This is a genomic window from Citrobacter sp. Ce129, from assembly GCF_030334545.1.
In the GTDB taxonomy this organism is placed as follows: Bacteria; Pseudomonadota; Gammaproteobacteria; order Enterobacterales; family Enterobacteriaceae; genus Citrobacter; species Citrobacter europaeus.
In genome coordinates this window covers 260,571-285,727 of sequence record NZ_JAOWDS010000073.1, presented here as the reverse complement: position 1 = coordinate 285,727, position 25,157 = coordinate 260,571, and the positions used below count along the sequence as shown (strand labels likewise).

The window sequence follows — 25,157 nt, the reverse complement described above, 5'->3', positions numbered from 1 at the left end:
CATTGCTATAAAACGAAGGCAACCTTACGCGCTGGCGTCTAAACGAAGTCTCAACAATGCGCTCTGTAACGCATTCCAGTCGGTCTCGGTATCGGAGATGAGTTCAATACGACTATCCGGCGGCGCGACGTTTTGCGTCTCAATGTGCCAGTCGTCTCCCTGGCGGTTAATGCGCACCAGTCCCTCTTTTATACGCATTACACCTTTCACGCGCCCAACAGGAGCAAGACGCGACCACTCCAGCAGACCGATGGTATCGAATACCGTATCGGCGTCAAAAATCCAGCCGCAGGCCTGATGGCCCTGACCGCTGTTCAGGCTGCGCCGCCAGCGCTGCTGCGCCGGAAGACTCAACGCCGCCAGCCCCTTTTTGTCGGCATGACGATGATTATGCTCCGCACTTGTCGGAAGCTCCGCAAGGTTGAGTCGGGGTAAATCCAGTAGCTGCCCGTCAATTTTCCCATGGTCGGCATGAACCAACTGGCGATTGCCGCCGTAGTGTTGCCACCAGCTTTGCAGGGCATTTTCGCTTTCCATCGTGGCCCGGTCGGCTTTGTTGGCAACAATGATATCTGCGGCGGCCAGCTGATCGCGGAAATTGTCATTGGCGACGCTTTTTTCATCCAGCAACAGGCGGGGGTCAAGGATACAGAGAGTTGCGCGCAAGTCGATCCACGGCTCGTAAACCGGCGCGGTGAGTAAATCCAGAATCTGTTTGGGATGTCCGAGGCCGGTGGGTTCAATCAGCAGACGGTCGGGTTTTCCCTGACGCAGCAGCGTATTAAGGCCTACCTGCATTGGCAGACCGTTAACGCAGCACATACAGCCGCCGGGGATCTCTTTTAGCAGTGCGCCGCTGTCGGCCAGCAGTGCGCCATCGATGCCTACTTCGCCAAACTCATTGACCAGCACGGCCCACTTCTCTGCGGGATCTTTGTTCGCCAATAGATGAAGAATAGAGGTGGTTTTGCCACTGCCGAGAAAACCAGTGATGAGATTGGTTTTAGTCACATTTACTCCAGAATCATAAATTACCGTAATGGCATTTAACAATCCTGGCGAAAAACGGGGAAAAAGAGAAGGGGTGGGAGGACGAAGACGTGCTTCGTCCTGCTTAATGGCAGAAATCGTTAATTTTTTAACGTTTCAATGACAGCCTGATGCGCGCCGTATTGGGCAATACGCTGCCAGGCCTGCTGAATGGCCGCGACAAACTGCGGATTCTGTACGAGATCGGCGGCGAAAATCTCATGCAGTGAAAGCAGGGCGCTGACGCGTTCTGATTCAGTGCTCTGTTTAACCAGAGCGGCAATTTTCTCACTTAACGGGTCACGAATATCAATCGCAGTGCCTGAATCATCCACGCCGCTCACGTAGCGCATCCAGCCTGCGACGCCGAGCGCCAGCAGCGGCCACTCGCTTTGACGTGCTAAATGTACGCGGATCCCTTCCAGCATGCGCTGGGGTAATTTCTGGCTACCATCCATCGCTATTTGCCAGGTTTTGTGTTTCAGCGCCGGGTTGGCAAAGCGTTCCAGCAGGCTTAAAGCATACTGGTCTAAATCCACATCGGTAATTTGCAGCGTGGGGGCCTGTTCATTGAGCATCAGCCGGTAAGCGGCTTCACGAAATGCGCTGTCCTGCATACAGTCGCTGATGTGCTGGAATCCGGCCAGATAGCCGAGATAAGCAAGGAACGAATGGCTACCGTTCAGCATCCGCAGTTTCATTTGTTCCCACGGCAACACGTTTTCGACCATCTGGACACCCGCGGTTTCCCATTGCGGACGACCACACACAAAGTTGTCTTCAATCACCCATTGGATAAACGGTTCGCAACTGATTGCGCAAGGATCGGCAACACCCAGCTCGTGGGCGATTTCAGCCAGCGACTCGTCGGTGGCGGCGGGAACAATCCTGTCCACCATGGTTCCCGGAAAACTGACGTGCTCCTGGATCCAGTGCGCCAGCTCAGGTGAGCGTTTTTCCGCCATTCCCAGTACGGCATTTTTTACCACATGGCCATTGTCCGGGATGTTATCGCAGGAGAGGACGGTAAATGGTTGCAGCCCGCGTTCACGTCGGCGGTGCAGCGCTTCTACAATTATTCCGGGCGCGGAGTGCGGTTCAGCCGGCGTCTGCATATCGTGAATAATTCGCGGATTAGAGAGATCCAACGATCCCGTCGCCGGATCGATACAGTAGCCTTTTTCGGTGATAGTTAACGAGACAATCGCCACCTGAGGCTCGCAGAATTTTTCAATAATGGCCGCCAGCGAATCCAGCGTGGCGTTCAGACACTCGTTAACGGCGCCGATGACGATGGGCTGATTGCCGTTTGCTCCTTTTTCTAACACGGTAAATAAATGGTCCTGTTCGCGAAGCTGACGCATCAGCCGATCGCCGCTGAACAGGCTGATCTCGCAAATTCCCCAGTCTCCACCCTGCGCGTTCAGCACCCTGTCGGTTAATAACGCCTGATGGGCGCGATGAAAAGCACCGAAACCAAAATGCACAATCCGCGTTTTTAATTGCTGGCGGTCGTACTGCGGCATCATGACATTTTCCGCCAGTGGCGCTGAGGCAATAGTTTTCATTTAATACACCTGATTAACCATTAATTAACAATGGCAGTATAAAGTTATATGACAGCAAATTGAATTGGTGTGCCTCATTTATCAGGGGAATGTGAGCTGGATCAATCAATGACCGGCCATCTGTTGATCATCCATGGGATGCCTGTATGGTAGTCATCATTCAGGTAGTTTAATTTGGTATAACAACTTGTGAGGTGAAGCAATGGAACAAACCTGGCGTTGGTACGGACCTAACGATCCGGTATCGCTTGATGATGTGCGTCAGGCTGGCGCAACGGGTGTTGTGACTGCCTTGCACCATATTCCTAACGGTGAAGTGTGGCCGGTAGAAGAGATTCAACAGCGTCAGGCCATTCTGGCTGAAAAAGGGCTGACCTGGTCGGTGGTGGAAAGTATTCCTGTTCACGAAGATATCAAAACGCGTTCAGGCCAGTACCAAACATGGATTGCCAACTATCAGCAGAGTATCCGCAATCTGGCGACCTGCGGCATTGATACTGTGTGCTATAACTTCATGCCGATCCTCGACTGGACGCGTACTGACCTGGAATATCAGTTGCCAGACGGCTCCAAAGCGCTACGTTTTGACCAGATTGCTTTTGCGGCCTTCGAACTGCATATTTTGCAACGCCCGGGAGCTGAAGCGGATTACACCGCAGAAGAACAACGTCAGGCGCTGGACTACTTCAATGCCATGAGCGATGCCGCAATTGAAAAGCTAACCCGCAATATCATTGCCGGACTGCCCGGCGCGGAAGAGGGCTATACGCTGGATCAATTCCGTGCGCGCCTCGCTGAATATGACGGCATCAGTAAAGACGATCTGCGCGATAATATGGCGGTATTCCTGCGGGCGATCGTGCCAGTGGCAGAAGAAGTGGGCGTGCGCCTGGCTGTGCATCCTGACGATCCGCCGCGTCCGATCCTTGGCCTGCCGCGCATTGTTTCGACTATCGAAGATATGCAGTGGCTGAAAGAAACCGTCGACAGCATCAATAATGGTTTCACCATGTGCACCGGCTCTTACGGCGTGCGTGCTGATAACGATCTGGTGAAAATGATCGAAACCTTTGGCGATCGAATCCACTTCACGCATCTGCGCTCCACCTGCCGTGAAGATAACCCGAAAACCTTCCACGAAGGTGCGCACCTGCAAGGCGATGTGGATATGGTATCGGTGGTCGCTGCCATCCTGAGTGAAGAACAGCGGCGTAAAAAGGCGGGTGATTTGCGTCCTATCCCGATGCGTCCGGATCACGGACACCAGATGCTTGACGATCTGCACAAGAAAACCAATCCCGGCTACTCCGCAATTGGTCGTCTGAAAGGGCTGGCGGAAGTTCGCGGCGTTGAGCTGGCGCTGAAACAAACTCAGTTCCGCGATCTGCTGTAAGACTTACCACAGGGATTGCGCCACCGGCGCGATCCCTGTTATTCAGCAAGGCTGCGTCAGCGCCTGCTCCAGTACCGACAGTACCCTATTAATCTGCTGTATCTGCAACCCGCCAAAGCCAAAAAACATCACCACGTCGCTGTTCTCCTTACGCCATGCGGTTTCTGACCCATTTTCTATATCCGCCAGAGTGTCAAACCGGATCCCAGCCTGCAGGCAGCGTTGTTGCAGCCTGGCTATCGTATCGGGGTGTCTTTCAACGCGTAACGAGAGATGCAGACCCGCCGTTGCGCCAGCGATTTTCCCTGTGGGAAACAGCGCGGAAAGGCCATCGCGTAACTGGTTGAGGCGCGCCGCATAGCTGCTGGCCAGCTTGCTGATATGCGTATAAAACACCTGGTTTTGCATTAATTCGGCTAAAAATTGCTGCAACAACCACTGACTGCCGTTGTTATTGAGCGCTTTCATATTCTGTACCGCCGGGAGCAATTCATCAGGGCAAATGAGGTAGCCAAGACGCGCCCCCGGTCCCAGCGTTTTAGAAAATGTCCCCATGTAGATAACCCGGTTGTGATAATCCATGGCTTTCAGCGCAGGAAGGTGATTCTCGCCATAGGTAAAAACAGCGTCGTAGTCGTCTTCTATGATATAAGCGCCGACGCGCTGTGCCCACGTTAATAATGCCTGACGGCGCTCCAGCGAAAGTACGCTCCCCATCGGATACTGGTGGGCCGGCGTCACATAGCAAAGCTGAGTTTCATATTCAGGTAAATTATCTGTTTGCAGTCCGTGGTTATCTACGGCAATTGACGTAATGTTTGCGCCGTAATAATTAAACAGATGCCATGCGCCAGAATAACAAGGGGATTCGGTCACAACGTGGCATTTTTTTTGCTGGCTGACGGCATGATGAATAATAAATATCTGACTCAACAGCGACAATCCTTCCTGGATCCCGTTGGTAATAATGATGTTCTCTGCCCGGGTATTAATGCCACGAGATAAATTAAGGTATCTGACCAGTTGTTCACGCAGTGAAAATAATCCGTTTGGTGAATGATACCGGGTAAGCAATTGTTCTTTAAGTACGCTTGGCGCGTTATTCCATTTTCGCCAACTGGCCCAGGGAAAAGCATTGGGATCGGGGACGCCCATCCGGCAGTAACACTCCCGCCCAGGCTCTGCGTAAACATCGGTAGAGACCCCGGCTGCTTTGGGTGTTACTGGCGGAGAGCCCTGGGACATGGGAACATGCGCAGGCGGGATACGAACAGGCGTGGTGAATATCACCTCATAGCCAATGCCGTGTCGGCTCTTAATTAACCCAGCCGCCATAAGCTTATCATAGGCCATCACGACCGTTATTTTGGCTACATTCAATACCTGAGCCTGCTCGCGAATAGAAGGGAGTTTATCTCCACGCAACAAATCTCCCTGCTGAATAGCCTGTAAATAAAATTGAAATATCTGCAACTGTAGCGGAGTACGGCTTTCTCTATTGAGAGTCAGTGTGAGCATGAGAAAATCCTTATTTATAGATGGTCACTATATTACGAATTTCTGCTCTTTACTATTTGACGAATCTCATAGAGTGATTGCTGTTCCTATACTCTGCCTGCGCTGTCTCTATTTTTGATTTTTATTATCCCTTAGCGTGTCGCTATTAAAAAAATGGAGGCTAGCATGTCGTGGATAAGAAAAAATGCACTGTGGTGCGCATTCGTCGGAGCGGTAGTCATGGCCCTGGCGATTTGGGGAGCGTGGCAAGGCGTTCATTACACCAGTACTACCGGGTTTTGTTTATCGTGTCACTCGATGCGCACGGCTGGAGAGGAATATAAAACCAGCGTGCATTTTCGCAATGCTTCTGGCGTGCGTGCGGAGTGTAAGGATTGTCATATTCCGCCGGGCATCGTGCCAACGTTGGTTCGTAAAACGCAAGCCTTAAACGATCTCTACCACACCTTTATTTCTCCTTCGATCGATACCCCCGAAAAATTTGCCGCAAAACGGGCGGAGCTGGCCCAGCGGGAATGGGCGCGCATGAGCGCGAATAATTCAGCGGCGTGTAAATCCTGCCACAGCTATGAGGCGATGGATCACGGCAAACAATCGGCAAATGCGGCGGCACAAATGACTGCGGCGGCGGCAAAAGACAGCAACTGCATTGATTGCCACAAAGGAATTGCCCATCACAAACCCGATATGAGCAGCGGTTTTCGCGATCGCTTTAAGCAGCTACAGCGTCAGGATGCGTCGTCATCGCAGGCGAGCACGCTGTTCTCGTTAAGTGAAAAAGCACTGACGGCAACGGCAGGAAGCCCCGCAGGCAAAGCGCTGTTATTTCCCGCCACCGAGGTCAAGGTGCTGCAAAAAGGAGGCAGTAACGTGCAGGTCGAAATCACGGGCTGGCGTGAAACCAAAGGACGCGGGCGGGTGATCACCCAGTATATGGGTAAGCGCGTGTTTTCCGCCGTTCTCGATGACTCCCTGATGGCTAACGTAAAAGTGCTACAAACCCAGGTCGATCCTGACTCACATCAGGCCTGGCAGCAGGTGAGCGTCACCGCCTGGACCTCCGGGCAGGATCTTATCAGCACGCTTGAGCCCATCTGGGAATACTCAGATCAAATGCTGCAATCCACCTGTAGTGCCTGCCATAGCACTCCTCCTCCCACCCGTTATACCGCTAACGGCTGGATCGCCGGATTGAAAGCGATGTCGACCTATTACCGTCTTAACCCGGTGGAGGAGCGTACGTTGCTGAAATACCTCCAGACCCATGCCAGCGATGTGTCTCAACCCATTAAAAAGTAAGGATAATGTATGGATATTCATGACTTTAATCCGTCTCGCCGCCGTTTTCTGAGCGGTATGCTGGCAGTGGGCGCTGCCAGCGCCCTGGCGCCCAATCCGTTGATATCAAAAGTGTGGGCGGCGGGAGAAAACCCCGAACAGTGGATCCAGTCCGGCTCGCATTATGGCGCTTTTGAAGCCAAAGTGGTCAACGGCGAGTGGACAGAGACCCGCCCATTCAAACATGACAAATATCCCTGCGATATGCTGAACGCGGTGCGGGAAGTGGTCTACAACCCTTCGCGGGTACGCTACCCGATGGTACGTCTGGACTGGCTGCGTAAGCGTGAGAAATCGGATCGCAACCAGCGCGGAGATAACCGTTTTGTGCGGGTAAGCTGGGATCGGGCGCTGGATCTGTTTTACGAAGAGCTGGAGCGGGTGCAAAAAACCTATGGCTCATCAGGCGTATTTACCGGGCTCGCCGACTGGCAAATGGTGGGCAAATACCATAAAGCGGGCGGGGCGATGGACCGGGCACTGGGCTTGCATGGCAGCTATGTGACGACCGTTGGTGACTACTCTGCGGCAGCGGCGCAGGTCATTTTGCCGCATGTCATCGGTTCGCTGGAAGTTTATGAGCAACAAACGTCACTGCCGCTGGTTATCGAGAACAGTAATACCATTGTGCTGTGGGGATGCGATCCGATCAAGAATCTGCAGATCGAGTTTTTGGTTCCCGATCACGATGCGTTTGGCTACTGGCAGCAAATTAAAGAGGCGGTAGCGCAGGGGAAGATGCGCGTTATCAGCGTTGATCCGGTACGCAGCAAATCGCAAAACTATCTTGGCTGTGAACAACTGGCGTTGCGACCGCAAACGGATGTCGCGTTAATGCTGGCGCTGGCGCATACCCTGTACGAAGAAAAACTGCACGACACGGCGTTTATTACCGATTACACCGTCGGCTTTGAACAGTTTTTGCCGTACCTGCTGGGTGAGAGCGATAAACAACCCAAAAACGCTGAATGGGCGGCGGAAATCTGCGGTCTGACGGCCGGGCAGATCCGTGACTTTGCCCGCCTGCTGGTCAAAGGCCGGACACAGTTTATGGGCGGCTGGTGCGTACAGCGCATGCACCATGGTGAGCAGTATCCGTGGATGCTGGTGGTGCTGGCCAGCATGGTTGGACAAATTGGCTTGCCAGGCGGCGGCGTAGGGTTTGGCTGGCACTATAACGGCGGGGGGACGGTGACATCCGCCGGTCCCGTACTTTCTGGGTTGGGGAGTATTGCTAAACCTCCACCGGCGAAATATAAAGCGGATTTTCGCGGCGCGTCTGAGCATATCCCCACCTCGCGCATCGTGGACTGTCTGCTTGAGCCGGGCAAAAAAATTGCCTTCAACGGCGCAACGTTAACCTGGCCTGACATCAAAATGGCGATCTACAGCGCAGCCAATCCGTTCCATGCGCAGCAGGACAGAAACCGCATGATCGACGCGTGGAAGAAGCTGGAAACCGTGGTGGTGTTGGATCATCAATGGACCGCGTCGTGCCGTTTTGCCGATATCGTCCTGCCCGTTACCACTCGCTTTGAACGTAACGATATTGAGCAGTTCGGTACGCATTCGAATAAAGGGCTGATGGCGCTGCATCAAATAGTCAAACCGCAATATGAAGCGCGGCATGATTTCGACGTATTTGCCGGGCTGTGTAAGCGCTTTGACAAGGAGGCTGTGTACCGTGAGAACCGGGATGAAATGCAGTGGATACAGGCGCTTTATGACGAAGGAGTGAAGATGGGCGCATCACTCAGCGTCTCCTTACCGGACTTTACAACGTTCTGGCAGGGGGAAGGATATATTGAATATCCGCCAGGGCAGCCGTGGGTGCGTCACGGTGAGTTTCGCGACCAGCCAGACCTTAATCCGCTGGGAACGCCGTCAGGTCTGATTGAAATCTATAGTAAAACCATCGCGGGCTTCGCCTACGAGGACTGTCCTGGGCATCCGGTGTGGATGGAGCCATTTGAGCGTAGCCATGGCGACAAAACAGATAAATTCCCGCTGCATCTGCAATCCTGCCATCCGGATAAACGTCTGCATTCCCAGTTGTGCTCAAGCGAGGCGTTTCGCAATACCTATGCGGTTGCCGGGAGAGAGCCGCTTTATATCAGCGAACAGGATGCCACCGCGCGTGGCTTGAAAGCCGGTGATATTGCCCGCGTCTTTAACGCGCGTGGCCAGGTGCTGGCAGGCGTGGTTGTCAGTCCGGATTTTCCACCCGGCGTGGTCCGCATTCATGAAGGGGCGTGGTACTCCCCGCAGGAAGGGGGAAAAGCCGGGACGTTATGCACCTATGGCGATCCGAATGTGCTGAGCGCGGATATCGGTACTTCACAGCTGGCGCAGGGCCCTTCAGCGCATACCGTGCTGGTGGAGGTCGAGCGTTATCAGCAGAAAGCTCCGCAGGTAACGGCATTCGGTGGTCCGCAGACAGTGAAAGAGGAGGGGACAAGTGCAGCATAATCAAATTCATCAGCAACGGACGGCGATCTATCAGTGGTTTTCACAGTTGCTATTTCGTGAGCTGGACGAAAAGCAACTTGCCAGCCTGGAAAATGGCGATAACCGGGCGTGGATTGCCTCACTGGCGGCAATTCCCGGATTGTCTGTCGAGGTTAAACATTTTGTGCGTAGCCCGGAGCGGGTTCTGCGGCGTGACTCCCGGCAGTTGGAGCTGGCGGCAGATTTTGCCTCGCTGTTTATGCTGTCTCCGCCTGCCAGTGTTTCTCCCTATGCAGGGCACTATCCACATACGACAGCTGCGGCAGAACGTCGGCAAATGAATGTGCTGTTGGTTGAACAAGGGCTGGCGGCGCGGGAAAATGAATCCTCCGATCATATTGCTGTACAACTGGCATTGATGGCGAGGATGGTTGCTAAAGAGGAGAAGCTCTCCACGCAATATTACTTTTTGCATCATCATATTATGTGCTGGGCGTCGTTGCTGCGCGATAGCTGCCTGGCGCGTGATGAAGAGGGGTTTTATCCTCAGGCGGTTAACCTGGTCGTGCGTTTTATGCGCGAGGATGAACAGTATCTGGAATCACTGCTGATGGATGATTTTTATCTCAGCAGCCAGCGCTGAATATGACAAAGGGACAAACTGTGCTGGCGGAGGTAAAGAACAGGCTATCTCGGAGAAAGAGTTTCGTTCATCTCATGCTCATCGCTTCAACGCTCTGACTTCCAGTTAACACTGTTTTGCTGTTTAAACAAAAAACGCAGATGGTCAGGTGTGGGTTGGTCCGGCTGAAAATTGCCGACGTGTTTTCGTAAGGCCGGGAGAACCCGCTGGGATGCGGGTTCAGGGCGCGCTTTGCAGGGATGCTACCTCGCGCCCGGCCCGGTAGCCTGAAGAAATAAGCGGAGGGGACCACGAAGTGGCAATTTTCCCGCCGGGAGCCGGGATTGTTAAGGGTACGGCGATAGTACCCTTAACACGTTCACAGGCAGTATTGTTTCAGATAAGTGATATCACTAAAGTGAACGGAACATTTTGCCAGAGACAACATGTCATTATCTTTGGTTCACCTGTAACGACAGGAGATTAATCTGCACGGCCCATGTAGCGACGTTCTTCGATATGAATACGGATTTTTTCACCCGCGCTCAGATACTCAGGAACCTGGATCACCAGACCGGTGCTCAGGGTTGCTGGCTTGTTGCGCGCACTCGCTGAAGCACCTTTAATACCCGGTGAGGTTTCAACGATTTCCAGGTCTACGGTCTGCGGCAGTTCAAGCGCCAGTAGCTGGCCATCCCAGGTCAGGACCTGCATGTCCGGCATCCCGCCTTCCGGGATGAACAGCAGCTCTTCTTCAATCTGATCTTTGGTGAAGGTATACGGGGTATAGTCTTCTTTATCCATAAAGACATATTCGTTGCCATCGACGTAGGAAAAATCAACGCCACGACGGCTCAGGGTGACGGTATCGACGATATCGTCGCCTTTGAAGCGCTCTTCAACTTTCAGACCGGTACGGACATCAGAAAAGCGCATTTTGTACAGCGTGGCTGCACCACGTGCGGACGGTGATTGAATATCGATATCTTTTACAATCAGCAGCTTGCCGTTGTAGTTCAGTACCATACCTTTTTTAATTTCGTTCGCTCTTGGCATCGAAAAAATCCTGTAGTGAGGAGTGTCTAAAATATCGCGTAAAACTACTCGCGCCGGGGCATTCAGGCAAGCGGAATTCATGCTTTTGCTGGTGCAAAAAAGGTGGTACTGTGCGCTTCCCACACAATCCGATGGTTTACGATAAAGAGAGTACTGTATGGAATGCCGTCCGGATTGTGGTGCATGCTGCACCGCGCCTTCAATCTCCAGTCCCATCCCCGGTATGCCTGATGGCAAACCCGCTAATACGCCATGCGTTCAGTTGGATGAATCCCTGCGCTGTAAAATTTTTGCATCACCGCTGCGGCCAAAAGTGTGCGCCGGTTTACAGCCCAGTGCGGAAATGTGCGGACAGACGACGCACCAGGCCATGGTTTATCTTATTGAGCTTGAAGCGCTGACCGCGCCTTAAACGTCCTTGATGCGCGCCAGGCACACGACGGTGGCGACGATCATCACCAGCGCAAACCAGAACACCGCGTGATAGTTCCAGATTTCAGCGGCAATCCCCGCCAGCGATCCGGCAATAATCCAGCCTACGCGAATGGTATTCGTGTAGAGAGTCGTGGCTGAACCTGCCTGTCCCGGCATCAGATCCTGAAAATAGAGCATGCCAATCCCGCCGAGGATGCCGATGTAAATCGCGTTCAGCAGCTGTAAGCCGAGCAATATCGCCGGAGAGTGGGCCAACAGCATGCCGGCATAAAAGAAGAATCCGGCGACGACGGCAATCCTCATCAACAGGCGTTTGCCCAGACGCTTAGCGAAGTAGCCGGCAATCAACATGGTTGGGATTTCCAGCCCTGCGGCGGTTCCCATCATGATGCCCGCCAGCTTTTCCGGCAGATGCAGTTCGTTGATGATAAACAACGGCATATTGATGATATAGAGACTGTTCGTGCCCCACATTAATGTGCAAATAACAAATAGCAAAAGCGTGTCGCGTCGATTGCGGCGCGGGGCCTCTACCGCGCCCGTCGCGAGAGGCACGTTTTTACTCATTGAGGGTAAGAACAGCCAGACCATTATGCCGCAAACAATAAACGCCACTGCCGCACTGAGATACATGACCGTAAAGCTGAAACCCATGGCCAGCGCGTAGGCCAGCGGTGGGCCAATCACCCAGGCCAGCGAAACCTGCGCACGTAATATTGAGCTGAACATGACGGCTTCCCGACCCGTACGGTCGGCGTGTTCGCGGGCGAGAGCAAACATTTGCGGGTTGGCAGTCGATCCAAAGCTGCTGAGGAATACCCCGATAAACAGCAGAATAAAATAGTTACGGTTCCAGGCGAACAGCACGCAGGCCAGCATCCCCAGCACGCAGCAAAACACAATCAGGTTTTTGCGATCGCCTTTTTTATCCGAGCGTCCGGCCAGAAACTGACTCACCAAAATGCCGATCACGGCGCTGCCGGTAAAAAAGAAACCGACCATGCCGGGACGGGCATGGACTTCATCCGTCAGAAAAAGGCTAAGCGTTGGCGTCTGCAACGCACCGGCGATACCCGTCAGAAATGCGACAAGCAGGAACGCCGAAGACGTTAAATCAAACGCCTTGGGTGTGGCGGCTACGGGGGTGTTATGCATGTTTTGATATCAATGATGTGAAGAGACGCGGAGTTTACGCTGCTTGTCAGAAAATAAACAGGGAGCCAAATCAAAATCGGCATCAAAAATCAAAATAGCATTTCAGTCAGAGAATGCCGTTTGCTGACGCTGCTGAATCTGACATGCTGACGCCGATTTTTCGTCAGCATTTTTTTCTCCCACGCAGAGAAAGTGTGCGTTATCTCTAAATTCAGCAAGTAATTTGTCAACTTTACTTGTGTGCTGAAGAAAAAAGAGCAAGACTTCTTGAAACGTTTCAGCGTCATCTCGCCATAACTGATGGAGTCAGGTGACGCCTTTTTTCTCATGTTAGCTGAATCGTTTCAAATCAGCGGGAGAGGAGAACCATGTTCCAGTTATCTGTTCAGGATATTCACCCGGGCGAACAGGCCGGGAATAAAGAAGAGGCTATTCGCCAGGTTGCCGCTGCCTTAGTACAGGCGGGTAACGTGGCGGAAGGCTACGTCGATGGCATGCTGGCGCGTGAACAACAGACGTCCACGTTCCTCGGCAACGGTATTGCTATTCCTCACGGTACGACGGACACGCGCGATCGGGTGCTGAAAACCGGCGTGCAGGTGTTCCAGTTTCCGCAAGGCGTGACCTGGGGCGAAGGTCAGGTTGCTTATGTGGCGATCGGCATTGCCGCCAGTTCCGATGAGCACCTTGGTTTACTGCGTCAGCTGACGCACGTGCTGAGCGATGACTCCGTCGCTGAACAGCTGAAATCTGCGACCACGGCGGAAGAGTTGCGCGCGTTGCTGATGGGCGAAAAGCAAAGCGAACAGCTGAAGCTTGATAACGAAACGCTGTCGCTGGATGTCGTGGCTAATTCGCTGGTAACGCTGCAGGCGCTCAACGCGGCGCGACTGAAAGAAGTTGGTGCGGTTGACGCCACCTTTGTGGCCAGAGCAATCAATGAACTGCCGATGAATCTCGGTCAGGGTATCTGGCTGAATGACTGTGCTGAAGGCAATGTACGCAGCGCCGTTGCGGTTAGCCGCGCAGCAACAGCATTCGATGTACAAGGTGAAGCTGCAGCCCTGCTGGTGACCGTCGCTATGAATGACGATCAACCGGTTGTGGTGCTGAAGCGCCTTGGCGATCTGCTGCTGAATAACAAAGCTGACCGTTTGTTGAAAGCCGATGCGGCCACGGTGTTGGCGCTGCTGACCAGCGATGACGCCTTAACTGATGATGTACTGAGCGCCGAATTTATTGTGCGCAACGAGCATGGATTACACGCCCGTCCGGGCACCATGCTGGTGAATACGATTAAACAATTTAACAGTGAAATTACCGTGACAAATCTTGATGGAACCGGCAAACCGGCGAATGGACGCAGTCTGATGAAAGTTGTGGCATTGGGCGTGAAGAAAGGACATCACCTGCGCTTTACTGCCCAGGGCGAAGATGCTGAACAGGCGCTGAAAGCGATTGGCGAAGCCATTGCGGCAGGTCTTGGGGAGGGCGCGTAATGAGCAGACGTGTTGCTACTATCACCCTTAACCCGGCCTACGACCTGGTGGGTTTCTGCCCGGAAATTGAACGCGGTGAAGTGAACCTGGTAAAAACTACCGGTCTGCATGCGGCAGGGAAAGGGATTAACGTCGCTAAAGTTCTGAAAGATTTAGGCATTGATGTCACTGTGGGCGGTTTCCTGGGGAAAGACAACCAGGATGGTTTTCAGCAGTTGTTCAGCGAGCTGGGTATTGCCAACCGTTTTCAGGTTGTACAAGGGCGTACCCGTATCAACGTCAAGCTAACCGAAAAAGACGGCGAAGTGTCCGATTTTAATTTCTCCGGTTTTGAAGTTACCCCGGCTGACTGGGAACGCTTTGTGAATGACTCACTGAGCTGGCTGGGTCAGTTCGACATGGTGTGTGTCAGCGGCAGTTTGCCGACCGGCGTTAGCCCGGAAGCATTCACCGACTGGATGACGCGCCTGCGCAGTCAGTGTCCTTGCATTATCTTTGATAGTAGTCGTGAAGCGCTGGTGGCGGGTCTGAAAGCGGCACCGTGGCTGGTGAAACCAAACCGTCGTGAGCTGGAAATCTGGGCAGGCCGCAAGCTGCCGGAAATGAAAGATGTGATCGAAGCGGCGCATGCGCTGCGCGAGCAGGGTATTGCTCACGTGGTGATTTCGCTCGGTGCGGAAGGTGCGCTGTGGGTTAACGCTTCGGGTGAGTGGATTGCTAAACCGCCGTCAGTTGAGGTGGTAAGCACCGTAGGCGCAGGTGATTCAATGGTTGGCGGTCTGATTTACGGCCTGCTGATGCGTGAGTCCAGCGAACATACCCTGCGTCTGGCGACGGCTGTTGCCGCCCTGGCGGTAAGCCAAAGCAATGTGGGCATTACCGATCGTCCTCAGTTGGCCGCAATGATGGCGCGTGTCGACTTAAAACCGTTTAACTGACAGCAGGAGAGGCATAATGAAAACGCTGCTGATTATTGACGCTAATCTCGGCCAGGCTCGCGCTTACATGGCGAAAACCCTGCTTGGAGCGGCGGCGCAGAAAGCACATCTGGAAATTATTGATAATCCTAATGACGCCGAACTGGCAATTGTTCTGGGCGACACGCTTCCTGCCGACAGTTCGCTGAACGGCAAAAAGGTCTGGCTGGGCGACATTGGTCGTGCGGTAGCGCATCCGGAACTCTTCCTCAGCGAAGCGAAAGGCCATGCAAAACCTTACAGCGCCCCGGTTGCGACAGCGCCTGTGGCCAGCAGTGGTCCAAAACGCGTGGTGGCGGTGACGGCTTGTCCGACCGGCGTTGCCCATACGTTTATGGCCGCTGAAGCTATTGAAACAGAAGCGAAAAAACGTGGCTGGTGGGTGAAGGTTGAAACCCGAGGTTCTGTTGGCGCAGGCAATGCCATTACGCCGGAAGAGGTGGCTCAGGCGGATCTGGTGATTGTAGCGGCTGACATTGAAGTTGATCTGGCGAAGTTTGCCGGAAAACCCATGTACCGTACTTCTACTGGCCTTGCGCTGAAGAAAACCAAGCAGGAACTGGACAAAGCGCTGGAAGAAGCAACGCCGTACCAGCCAACCGGTAAAGCACAGGCTTCAGCAACAGAAGGTAAGAAAGAAAGCGCGGGTGCGTATCGTCACCTGCTGACAGGCGTGTCCTACATGCTGCCGATGGTGGTTGCCGGTGGTTTGTGTATTGCACTCTCATTCGCTTTTGGTATTGAAGCGTTCAAAGAGCAGGGGACGCTGGCAGCGGCGCTGATGCAGATTGGCGGCGGTTCAGCGTTTGCGCTGATGGTGCCCGTTCTGGCGGGTTATATCGCGTTTTCTATCGCTGACCGTCCGGGTCTGACGCCAGGTCTTATCGGTGGTATGTTGGCGGTGAGCACCGGTTCTGGCTTTATTGGCGGGATTATTGCCGGTTTCCTTGCCGGTTATGTGGCGAAGCTCATCAGCACGAAGCTGAAACTCCCACAGAGTATGGAAGCGCTGAAACCGATCCTGATCATTCCGCTGCTCTCAAGCCTGGTGGTGGGTCTGGCTATGATCTACCTGATCGGTAAACCGGTAGCCGGCATTCTGGAAGGTCTGACCCACTGGCTGCAAACCATGGGGACGGCGAATGCGGTACTGCTTGGAGCGATTCTTGGCGGCATGATGTGTACCGACATGGGTGGTCCGGTTAACAAAGCGGCGTATGCTTTCGGTGTGGGCCTGCTGAGTACGCAAACCTATGCGCCGATGGCGGCCATTATGGCGGCAGGTATGGTGCCTCCGCTGGCGCTGGGTCTGGCAACGCTGGTTGCGCGTCGTAAATTCGACAAAGCTCAGCAGGAAGGCGGAAAAGCTGCGCTGGTACTGGGCCTGTGCTTTATCACCGAAGGGGCAATCCCGTTCGCTGCCCGTGACCCAATGCGCGTTTTGCCTTGCTGTATCGTTGGCGGCGCGATTACCGGTGCCATCTCGATGGCTGTAGGGGCTAAGCTGATGGCGCCGCATGGCGGTCTGTTTGTGCTGTTAATCCCTGGTGCAATCACGCCGGTGGTTGGATACCTGCTGGCTATTATTGCCGGTACGCTGGTCGCCGGTCTCTCCTACGCGGTGCTGAAACGCCCGGAAGCAGAGGTTATGGCAAAGGCAGCCTGATTAAACGTTGATAGCCGGGGCAGAGACTTCTCTGCCCCTTTTTTATGCTTTTACCCATACCGTTGCAGCATCGCCACAATAATCCATCCAGCCTTAAGCAAATTCGATAAAGTGCCCTTAAATCAAACTGATCACGGAAATCGAATATGAAAAAAGCGTACATTTTTGCCTCTCTGTCACTCGCGACGCTGCTGCTTACGGGGTGCTCAACCACCTGGGTGATGACAACAACGTCAGGTTCAACGATAGAGACGCAAGGAAAGCCTGAGCAAGACTCCGGGACAGGACTGACAAAATACGCTGACGCCTATGGCTATCACCGCGTGATTAAGAGCAGCGATGTGAAGCAAATAGATAAAGGTAAGACGGTTTTGATGTGGTGAGCTGGCCAGATATGTAATCATTCAGGGGGCGAAATTTATTCGCACCCCTGAATCAAACGGGTCAGGCAATCATTGGCGCGATGATAAAACCAAAGGCAACGCCTGCGATGATCCCACCAAGCCCTGGCAACATAAACGGGTGGTTTAAGACATACTTACCCACGCGCGTTGTCCCGGTGGTGTCGAACTCCATGGCCGCCAGCGAAGTGGGGTAAGTTGGTAGAACAAACACGCCAGTTACTGCTACGTAGGAAGCCAGAATCGCCCAAGTGGGTACGCCGAGCGCGACGGCGAGAGGGATAATCAGCGGCGTGGTAGCTCCCTGCGAATAGAGAAGCGCGCAGGTACCAAACAGCACCAGCGCCAGCAGCATTGGATAAGCCCGTAGAATATCGCCCGCGATATCCTTAATTCCCGTTAAATGGGCGTCAATGAAAGTTGTGCCCAGCGTAACAATCCCCAGAATGACCGCCAGCGAACTCATACCTGCACGGAACGTGGATGTCAGGACAATCGCGTCGGTTGATGTTTTGCACAGCACCACCATCAGGCACGCGGCAGCCAGCATGCAGATAATGATAATATCCCGGGTATTCATTGGGTTACCTGCATCGAATCCGGGGCGTAGTTGAGGACATGCGGCAAGAATAACGATGACGACCGTTGCCAGCATAAACAGGGCGACTGATAATCTGGCTCCCGGCGTGGTGCTGTTCTGCCCTTCATATTTACGCACCAAACCTTTTTGCAAGCGCTCCAGATAGACTTCATCATCCTGTAGTTCGCATCCCTGACGTGAGGCGATAAAAGCGGCGACCATCGCGGCGACAAATGAGGCTGGCAGACATACCGCCATGACCTGAATAAAGCTGACGCCGTTGCCTTCCATAATGGTCAGCATCGCCGCCATTGCGGCACTGATCGGTGAACCGGATATCGCCACCTGAGAGGCGACTACAGATCCTGCGAGCGTACGGGAAGGGCGGATACCTGACTCTTTGGCAACTTCGGCAATTACCGGCAGAGTCGAAAAGACGATAAATCCTGTTCCCGCCATAATGGTCATCGACCAGGTGATGATCGGCGCAATAATGTTGATATATTTAGGATTACGACGCATGAAATTACCGGCAACGCGAACCAGATAATCCATACCTCCGGCGGCCTGTAGCGCTGATGCCGCCACTACCACTGTCATAATAATGAGAATAACGTCAACGGGGGGAGAACCAATTTGCAGCCCAAATCCCAACGTTAATATAGCCAGTCCCAGTCCGCCACATAAACCGATACCAATTCCGCCGAGGCGGATGCCAAAAAATATTGCGCCCAACACTACGATAATTTCCAGCCAAATCATAATGGCCTCCGCCAGAGAATAATTTGTTATTAAAATGGATGTTTATTTAATGCAATAATTAACCATGTGTTGGCTTTCATTGTGCCAAAAGATGATTTTTGCCAACGCGTTTCTCGTACCATTTAATACCAGCACGAACTAACGAACCGGTTGAGTCAATATATTTTTCAGGTGACGTTTTGATTGCTTCAGCAAGTATGACGGGAACTTCAGTACATCCCAGTACGATGACTTGTGCACCGCGTGAGAAGAGTGCTTGAGCCTGTTCATTCATCAATACTTGTGCCCGCTTAGCATCACCGGCCTTTAAGCAATAGATGCTTTCCATCACTTTTTCCTGACTGGCAGAGTCAGGACTGATGCAGGTTAGCCCAAGAGATTCAATGCCTTTTTGATAGAGGCCCATGTACAACGTGGCGTTGGTGGCGAGCAGTCCGATACGCGTTTTTCCACAGTTTTTAACCTCGTTGATGGTCGTTTCAACTATACTGAGCAGTTCTGTATGGCAGCACTCTTTTAATTCATTAAACCAAAAGTGGGCGGTATTACAGGGGATCACAATACACTCGGCGCCAGCATCTTCGAGTTTATGCATATAATCGCGCATGGCCGGAAGTGGGGAATGACCATGGTGCATTAACGCATCGGTTCGGTCAGGTATGTCCGGGATAGAGGAAATAATTAACGGGATATGTTCCTGGTCGCGCTGTGCTGCAGTAAAAGTAACGAATTTATTAAATAGATCGACCGTTGCAGCAGGCCCCATACCACCTAATACGCCAATTAAACCTTTCACAATATATACCTCAATTTCACCGATCATTAATATTCAGAGCAGGGTTGTGTCTGTAGATAATGTTTAACAGCAGTGAGACGTGAGGAGAAATGCAATAATGTATGGTTTAATGCAAAAACCGCATAGCTGTGATTTGTTTTGCCACCTCTGCAGGCTGGTTTTGAGCCATAGGCCTGACGTATTGCGGTGGAGAAGCGGTCGTGGCCGATTGGGAGAGAAACATGTTAATGTTAAATACGAAGGCATGATGCAAAAAACGAATCACCAGGTGTTGTTGATGAATGTCATCCGCGCAAATATTCAGGCATGATGCTAAAGACTCATTGGCATATTTAAATATCTGTGTGACAGGCATGAAAAACATTGAGACAAAATGGTTATATGACTTTCTGACGCTGGAAGCGTGTCGTCATTTTTCCCAGGCGGCTGAGGAGCGCAACATATCTCAACCGGCATTTAGCCGGAGGATCAAAGCGCTGGAATCTGCCGTGGGTGTACTGCTTTTTGATCGCACGACGAGCCCACTGCAACTCACGGAGGAGGGCAAGCTATTCCATTCGCAAACCCGTAGCTTGCTGCAACAGCTGGAGTGCAATCTGGATGAGCTAAGCGGCCACAATCTGCTTGGGGTACCCAATATCAAAATAGCGGCAGCACATTCTTTGTCACTGACGATGTTGCCCAGATTAGTGCACTCAATGGCGGCCTGGGGGGAGGAGTTTGTCTGGCACGTCGAAGCTATTGATGTGGTTCAGGCGGTGAATACTCTGCGCGAGGGAAAAAGTGATTTTATTTTCTCCTTTCGGGATGAGGACTTAATGCAGTCACCTTTCTGCGGCTTGAAGGTTTTTGAGTCTGAACTGTATCCCGTATGTGCTGCTGATGCGCAGGGTAAGGCGTTGTTTGATATCTATCAGCCGCAGGCGCCGATTCTGAATTATACCAGCACATCATACATGGGAAGATTGGTAAACCGTCATCTGGCGGAAGTGGGCGGTATCTCAGCTCGTACGCTGTTTATGTCCTCAATGAGTGAGTTATTGAAAAATATGGCATTGGATGGGCATGGTATCGCCTGGCTGCCGGCATGGACTATCGTGAACGAACTGCGTGATAAGCGGCTGGTTTGTCTGCAGACGCCGGAGTTGATGGTGCCTATTCAGGCTTACATTTACCGGATGGATACCCGGTTAAATAAAACCGCAGAGCACTTCTGGCGGATTTTGTACAACCATATGCCGGAAGATTTGGTTTCGCTTACCTGATATGCGCCTGTTCACCGGGCACACCTGAAAAATCTCCGGTTATGCCGGAGTGATACTTTTCATCCTGCTTGATTTGTGTACTACCTCTCATTTTCTCTCCTCCTGACAAACTGTATCTATAAAAAATTGTGATTCTGTTCATATCTATTGGTTTTAGGTCTTGCAGATGGATTTACTTTATCAAAAACACGCTTACTATGAACACATGTTTGATAGTGAACATTTGCTCTAATAACCTGGTGTGTGGCATTGGTTATTTTTAACGAACTCATTTGTGGCAAGTTAATTGCCAGGGGACGTGCTATGCGTGAAAAGGAATACATAGTAACTATTGGCTCGGCCAATATGGATGTTGCCGGGTGTTCGCATGCTTCTCTAAATTATGCGGATTCAAATCCAGGGAAGATAAAATTCACCCCAGGAGGCGTTGGGCGTAACATTGCACATAATCTCGCGCTATTGGGTAAAAATTCCTGGCTGCTAACGGCGGTTGGTAATGATTTTTACGGGCAATCGTTATTGGCGCAAACCAATCAATCCGGAGTTCATGTTGATAAGTGCCTTATCGTTTCCGGAGAGAATACATCCAGTTATTTATCACTGCTTGATAACACCGGCGAAATGTTGGTGGCCATTAATGATATGAGCATTACCGAACATATTTCAGCAGCGTTTTTATCGCAGCATTATGATTTTATTCGGCAGGCGAAAGTGATCGTCGCCGATTGCAATATCAGCGAAGACGCCATGGCATGGGTACTGGAAAATGCCGGGGATGTTCCGGTGTTTGTTGACCCTGTGTCGGCATGGAAGTGCGTCAAAATTCGCGAGCGTCTGGGACAAATCCACACCCTCAAACCAAACCGCCTTGAAGCCGAAACGCTGAGTGGTATTGCGCTTTCCGGGCGTGATGACGTTGGCAGCGTCGCCGCGTGGTTTCACGATCGCGGCTTAAATCGGCTGGTGCTCAGCATGGGGGGGGACGGCGTTTATTACAGCGATATTACGGGGAATAGTGGTTGGTCGCCGCCGATTAAAACTCACGTCATTAATGTTACCGGGGCAGGCGATGCAATGATGGCTGGACTGGCTTCCTGCTGGCTAGACGGTATGCCTTTTATTGATTCGGTTCGATTTGCTCAGGGTTGTTCATCAATGGCGTTAGCCTGTGAATATACCAATAACCCTGATTTGTCTGTTGCGAATGTTAGCTCAATAGTGGAGAACACAGAATGTCTGAATTAACTCTTTCCTCTGAATTATTACAAATATCTCCAGAAGTACAGGAAGCATTAAACAGTAAAAAACCGATTGTTGCACTTGAATCAACCATTATTTCTCATGGTATGCCATTCCCGCAAAATGCCCAGACAGCGATTGAAGTAGAAGAAACTATTCGTAAGCACGGAGCAGTTCCTGCAACCATTGCTATTATTGGTGGGGTAATGAAAGTTGGTTTAAGCAAAGATGAAATTGAATTGCTTGGAAGAGAAGGTCATAGCGTTACTAAAGTCAGCCGTCGTGATTTACCGTTTGTGGTCGCGGCAGGAAAAAATGGTGCAACGACTGTTGCCTCAACCATGATTATTGCCGCACTGGCTGGAATTAAAGTATTTGCAACGGGAGGCATTGGTGGTGTTCATCGTGGTGCTGAACATACCTTTGATATTTCTGCCGATCTGCAAGAACTGGCTCATACCAATGTCACGGTTATTTGTGCAGGAGCGAAATCTATTCTTGATCTCGGTTTAACGACCGAATATTTAGAAACTTTTGGCGTGCCATTAATTGGATATCAGACCAACGCGTTGCCGGCATTTTTCTGCCGTACCAGTCCGTTTGAGGTCAGTATCCGTCTGGACAGCGCAAAAGAGATTGCCCGAGCGATGGCGGTGAAATGGCAAACGGGTCTTGACGGCGGTTTGGTTGTTGCGAACCCAATCCCAGAACAGTTTGCGATGGCAGAGGAGAAAATAAATGCGGCAATCGATCGGGCGGTAAAAGAAGCGGAAGAGCAGGGGGTTGTGGGCAAAGAGAGTACGCCGTTCCTGCTGGCGCGAGTTGCGGAGCTGACCGGTGGCGACAGCCTGAAATCAAATATTCAACTGGTGTTCAACAACGCGGTACTGGCCTGTGAAATTGCGAAGGAGTATCAACGTCTCGCCTGACAGAATTTTCCGGGCAGCATGCGGTCGCCCGCGAATATCAAACCTACCAAAACCTGGCGATAACGCCGGGTTTCCTGGCATGAAGGGAATTTCATTATGGATATAATGAGAAGTGTAGTGGGTATGGTGGTATTACTGGCCATCGCGTTTCTGCTGTCAGTAAATAAAAAGCGTATTAGTCTGCGTACGGTCGGAGCAGCACTGGTACTGCAAATTGCAATTGGCGGCATCATGCTGTATTTCCCACCGGGAAAATGGCTGGTTGAACAGGCCGCTCTCGGTGTCCACAAGGTAATGTCATATAGTGATGCGGGTAGCGCATTTATCTTTGGCTCCCTGGTCGGGCCAAAAATGGATGTGTTGTTTGACGGAGCCGGGTTTATCTTCGCCTTTCGTGTGCTCCCGGCCATCATTTTTGTGACTGCATTAATCAGTCTGCTCTACTACATTGGCGTGATGGGGCTGTTGATCCGCATCCTCGGCGGTATTTTCCAGAAAGCCTTGAACATCAGTAAAATCGAGTCATTTGTCGCAGTTACCACGATTTTCCTCGGGCAAAACGAGATCCCGGCAATCGTGAAACCGTTTATTGACCGGCTGAATCGCAATGAGCTGTTTACCGCTATCTGCAGTGGGATGGCCTCGATTGCTGGCTCAATGATGATTGGTTACGCTGGAATGGGCGTTCCGATTGACTACCTGCTGGCGGCATCGTTGATGGCAATCCCGGGCGGTATTTTGTTCGCGCGTATGTTGAGTCCGGCAACTGAAGAATCCCAAGTCACCTTTGAGAATCTGTCATTTACTGAAACGCCGCCGAAAAGCATCATCGAGGCAGCGGCGAGCGGGGCGATGACCGGGCTGAAAATTGCCGCTGGCGTGGCGACGGTAGTGATGGCATTTGTCGCCATTATCGCACTGATTAACGGCATTATCGGCGGGATTGGCGGTTGGTTTGGTTTTGGACACGCCACTCTGGAAGGGATCTTTGGTTATGTATTAGCCCCGTTGGCGTGGATTATGGGGGTGGACTGGAGCGATGCGACGCTGGCAGGTAGCCTGATCGGACAGAAACTGGCAATCAACGAGTTTGTCGCGTATCTCAACTTCTCACCGTATCTGCAAACCGGCGGGACACTGGATGTGAAGACCATTGCGATTATCTCGTTTGCACTGTGCGGTTTCGCTAACTTTGGTTCGATTGGCGTTGTTGTCGGCGCGTTTTCGGCGATAGCACCCCAGCGAGCCCCGGAAATCGCGCAGCTTGGAATGCGGGCGCTGGCAGCAGCAACGTTGTCAAACCTGATGAGCGCCACCATAGCCGGTTTCTTTATCGGTATAGCATAGCGAGAATCATGCCGGATAAGCGTAGCGCCATCCGGCATGACATTTAAGCTGTTTGTAGCAAATACAAGGCGTTATCTGCTGAGAGGGTTGGGTTGTTGATACTGACGCTGGCTCGCGATAGCGCCGCGCAGGCCATGGCAAAGTGAGCGCTTTCACGAAACTCGCTCCCTTCCAGAAAGCTGTACAGTAATCCCGCCATAAATGCGTCATCGGCGCCAAAACTGTCAACAACCGTATGCTCAGGAGGGGTCAGTAAAAATTGTTCCCCGTCCTTTTCGCTGCAAAACACGGATTCATCTTCCAGGCAGACAAAGATCCGTTTTACCCCCTGTTGATGGAGACTATTGACGGCCAGTATGCGATCGGCATCTGAATGGATAGGTTGCCCCCACAGAATCGCCAGCTCTTTTTGCGTGGGTTTCAACGTATGAATGCGCGTAAACCAGGTCTTCATTTTTGCCGCTTTGAACTCTGAAACGGTGTCAATGAATACCGGAATATCATCAGCTATAGTGAAGACCCACTCAATGGCTTCGGCGGTGAGATTGCAATCTGCCAGTACAACACCGGAATGACGAATCAAATCTCGCGAACCGTTCAACAACTGCGGCGTCAATTGTTGCAGGATATGGGTATCATTGATTGCCAGTACGGTCTCTTCCTGCTGATTAGCGATCGACAGGTAAGTTGAGGTGTTATGTCCATGCAGACGTATGCAACTGGAAACGTTAACACCAGCCTGACGCGTTTGTTCCAGCAATGTTTCGCCATAGAAGTCACTGCCAACAGCGGAAATTAAGTGGACATCACGACCCAGCAGCGCAAGGTTGTGGGCGATATTACGTCCTACGCCACCTGCCGAGCAGTGAATGCTGCCAGGGTTAGAGGCGGCCTGAGGATAATGGATGTCTGCCACACCACGAATATCCATATTGATCGCCCCAACAACCACGCAATAATCCTGTTCGGTAAGGATATAACCTTTACCTTTGATCATACCTTTACGCATTAAATCCATAATATGCGCAGCGACGCGTGAACGGCTTATCTGCAGAATATCGGCGATTTCATTCTGCTGAATCAACGGATTGCGACGCAGGATCTTAAGGATCTGCTTTTCCCTGTCGTTCATGA

21 protein-coding genes are annotated in these 25,157 nt (G+C 52.0%); 13 read left to right on the top strand and 8 right to left on the bottom strand.

Annotation, left to right across the window (positions count from 1 at the left end; genetic code table 11):
* Nucleotides 1-24 precede the first annotated feature (24 nt).
* Both OGV77_RS20990 and OGV77_RS20985 read right to left on the bottom strand, forming a co-directional pair.
* Nucleotides 25-1,011: a CobW family GTP-binding protein gene (locus OGV77_RS20990; protein WP_047409913.1), complete on the bottom strand. Its 987-nt coding sequence runs from the start codon at nucleotides 1,009-1,011 to the stop codon at nucleotides 25-27.
* Nucleotides 1,012-1,130: 119 nt separating this feature from the next.
* On the bottom strand, nucleotides 1,131-2,597 hold the full coding sequence (locus tag OGV77_RS20985) for a mannitol dehydrogenase family protein (protein WP_087052513.1): 1,467 nt from the start codon (nucleotides 2,595-2,597) through the stop codon (nucleotides 1,131-1,133).
* Between the two features lie 202 nt (nucleotides 2,598-2,799).
* Between OGV77_RS20985 and uxuA the strand changes: the two genes are divergently transcribed.
* Complete coding sequence (gene uxuA, locus OGV77_RS20980; protein ID WP_043016983.1) at nucleotides 2,800-3,990, top strand: mannonate dehydratase; 1,191 nt, start codon at nucleotides 2,800-2,802, stop codon at nucleotides 3,988-3,990.
* A gap of 42 nt (nucleotides 3,991-4,032) precedes the next feature.
* On the opposite strand, the gene pdxR is transcribed toward uxuA, so the two are convergent.
* Nucleotides 4,033-5,508, bottom strand: coding sequence for a MocR-like pyridoxine biosynthesis transcription factor PdxR (gene pdxR / locus OGV77_RS20975; RefSeq protein ID WP_080624910.1), 1,476 nt, complete (start codon nucleotides 5,506-5,508; stop codon nucleotides 4,033-4,035).
* Nucleotides 5,509-5,673: 165 nt separating this feature from the next.
* On the opposite strand from pdxR, the gene torC reads away from it, so the two are divergent.
* From torC to torD, 3 genes are read left to right on the top strand one after another with little or no spacing between them, the layout of a single operon-like run.
* Nucleotides 5,674-6,807 carry a pentaheme c-type cytochrome TorC gene (gene torC / locus OGV77_RS20970; RefSeq protein WP_087051317.1) on the top strand — a complete coding sequence of 378 codons (1,134 nt, stop codon included), beginning with the start codon at nucleotides 5,674-5,676 and terminating at the stop codon, nucleotides 6,805-6,807.
* Nucleotides 6,808-6,816: 9 nt separating this feature from the next.
* Complete coding sequence (gene torA / locus OGV77_RS20965) at nucleotides 6,817-9,315, top strand: trimethylamine-N-oxide reductase TorA (protein WP_286502973.1); 2,499 nt, start codon at nucleotides 6,817-6,819, stop codon at nucleotides 9,313-9,315.
* Nucleotides 9,305-9,937, top strand: a complete 633-nt coding sequence (gene torD / locus OGV77_RS20960) for a molecular chaperone TorD (RefSeq protein ID WP_286502972.1) — start codon at nucleotides 9,305-9,307, stop codon at nucleotides 9,935-9,937. The genes torA and torD overlap by 11 nt, the downstream gene beginning before the upstream one ends.
* A 462-nt stretch (nucleotides 9,938-10,399) precedes the next feature.
* Here the strand turns inward: torD and yeiP are convergent, their stop codons facing one another.
* On the bottom strand, nucleotides 10,400-10,972 hold the full coding sequence (yeiP, locus tag OGV77_RS20955) for an elongation factor P-like protein YeiP (protein WP_005129255.1): 573 nt from the start codon (nucleotides 10,970-10,972) through the stop codon (nucleotides 10,400-10,402).
* A gap of 157 nt (nucleotides 10,973-11,129) precedes the next feature.
* Here yeiP and OGV77_RS20950 point away from each other — a divergent pair, with 157 nt between their 5' ends.
* A complete protein-coding gene (locus OGV77_RS20950) occupies nucleotides 11,130-11,384 on the top strand; it encodes a YkgJ family cysteine cluster protein (protein WP_016153739.1) in 255 nt (84 codons plus the stop codon).
* On the opposite strand, the gene setB is transcribed toward OGV77_RS20950, so the two are convergent.
* Nucleotides 11,381-12,562, bottom strand: coding sequence for a sugar efflux transporter SetB (setB, locus tag OGV77_RS20945; protein WP_043016978.1), 1,182 nt, complete (start codon nucleotides 12,560-12,562; stop codon nucleotides 11,381-11,383). The genes OGV77_RS20950 and setB overlap by 4 nt on opposite strands.
* Before the next feature lie 368 nt (nucleotides 12,563-12,930).
* On the opposite strand from setB, the gene fruB reads away from it, so the two are divergent.
* The 4 genes from fruB to OGV77_RS20925 all read left to right on the top strand — a co-directional run bounded on the left by fruB (nucleotide 12,931) and on the right by OGV77_RS20925 (nucleotide 17,087).
* Complete coding sequence (gene fruB / locus OGV77_RS20940) at nucleotides 12,931-14,061, top strand: fused PTS fructose transporter subunit IIA/HPr protein (protein ID WP_087051319.1); 1,131 nt, start codon at nucleotides 12,931-12,933, stop codon at nucleotides 14,059-14,061.
* Nucleotides 14,061-14,999, top strand: coding sequence for a 1-phosphofructokinase (fruK, locus tag OGV77_RS20935; RefSeq protein WP_003834544.1), 939 nt, complete (start codon nucleotides 14,061-14,063; stop codon nucleotides 14,997-14,999). Before fruB ends, fruK begins: the two co-directional genes overlap by 1 nt.
* Nucleotides 15,000-15,015: 16 nt before the next feature.
* Nucleotides 15,016-16,704 (top strand): PTS fructose transporter subunit IIBC, encoded by a 1,689-nt coding sequence (gene fruA / locus OGV77_RS20930; RefSeq protein ID WP_043016975.1) that lies wholly within the window; start codon nucleotides 15,016-15,018, stop codon nucleotides 16,702-16,704.
* 146 nt (nucleotides 16,705-16,850) lie between these two features.
* Nucleotides 16,851-17,087 (top strand): YgdI/YgdR family lipoprotein, encoded by a 237-nt coding sequence (locus OGV77_RS20925; RefSeq protein ID WP_075145905.1) that lies wholly within the window; start codon nucleotides 16,851-16,853, stop codon nucleotides 17,085-17,087.
* 61 nt (nucleotides 17,088-17,148) lie between these two features.
* Here the strand turns inward: OGV77_RS20925 and OGV77_RS20920 are convergent, their stop codons facing one another.
* Entirely contained in the window at nucleotides 17,149-18,447 is a 1,299-nt protein-coding gene (locus OGV77_RS20920) for an anaerobic C4-dicarboxylate transporter (RefSeq protein ID WP_043016973.1), read from the bottom strand.
* Nucleotides 18,448-18,523: 76 nt separating this feature from the next.
* Entirely contained in the window at nucleotides 18,524-19,243 is a 720-nt protein-coding gene (gene cuyB / locus OGV77_RS20915) for a cysteate racemase (RefSeq protein WP_043017952.1), read from the bottom strand.
* Between the two features lie 344 nt (nucleotides 19,244-19,587).
* Between cuyB and hypT the strand changes: the two genes are divergently transcribed.
* From hypT to OGV77_RS20895, 4 genes are all read left to right on the top strand, one after another.
* Nucleotides 19,588-20,508: a hypochlorite stress DNA-binding transcriptional regulator HypT gene (hypT, locus tag OGV77_RS20910; RefSeq protein WP_256145798.1), complete on the top strand. Its 921-nt coding sequence runs from the start codon at nucleotides 19,588-19,590 to the stop codon at nucleotides 20,506-20,508.
* A 303-nt stretch (nucleotides 20,509-20,811) separates the two neighbouring features.
* Complete coding sequence (locus OGV77_RS20905) at nucleotides 20,812-21,753, top strand: pseudouridine kinase (protein ID WP_047409937.1); 942 nt, start codon at nucleotides 20,812-20,814, stop codon at nucleotides 21,751-21,753.
* On the top strand, nucleotides 21,741-22,676 hold the full coding sequence (locus OGV77_RS20900) for a pseudouridine-5'-phosphate glycosidase (protein ID WP_043016971.1): 936 nt from the start codon (nucleotides 21,741-21,743) through the stop codon (nucleotides 22,674-22,676). Before OGV77_RS20905 ends, OGV77_RS20900 begins: the two co-directional genes overlap by 13 nt.
* A gap of 96 nt (nucleotides 22,677-22,772) precedes the next feature.
* The gene (locus OGV77_RS20895; RefSeq protein ID WP_043016970.1) at nucleotides 22,773-24,023 is read left to right on the top strand and encodes a NupC/NupG family nucleoside CNT transporter; all 1,251 of its coding nucleotides are present in this window, start codon (nucleotides 22,773-22,775) and stop codon (nucleotides 24,021-24,023) included.
* Nucleotides 24,024-24,066: 43 nt separating this feature from the next.
* Here OGV77_RS20895 and OGV77_RS20890 read toward each other — a convergent pair whose 3' ends face one another.
* Entirely contained in the window at nucleotides 24,067-25,155 is a 1,089-nt protein-coding gene (locus OGV77_RS20890) for a sugar kinase (RefSeq protein ID WP_075145907.1), read from the bottom strand.
* Nucleotides 25,156-25,157 lie beyond the last annotated feature (2 nt).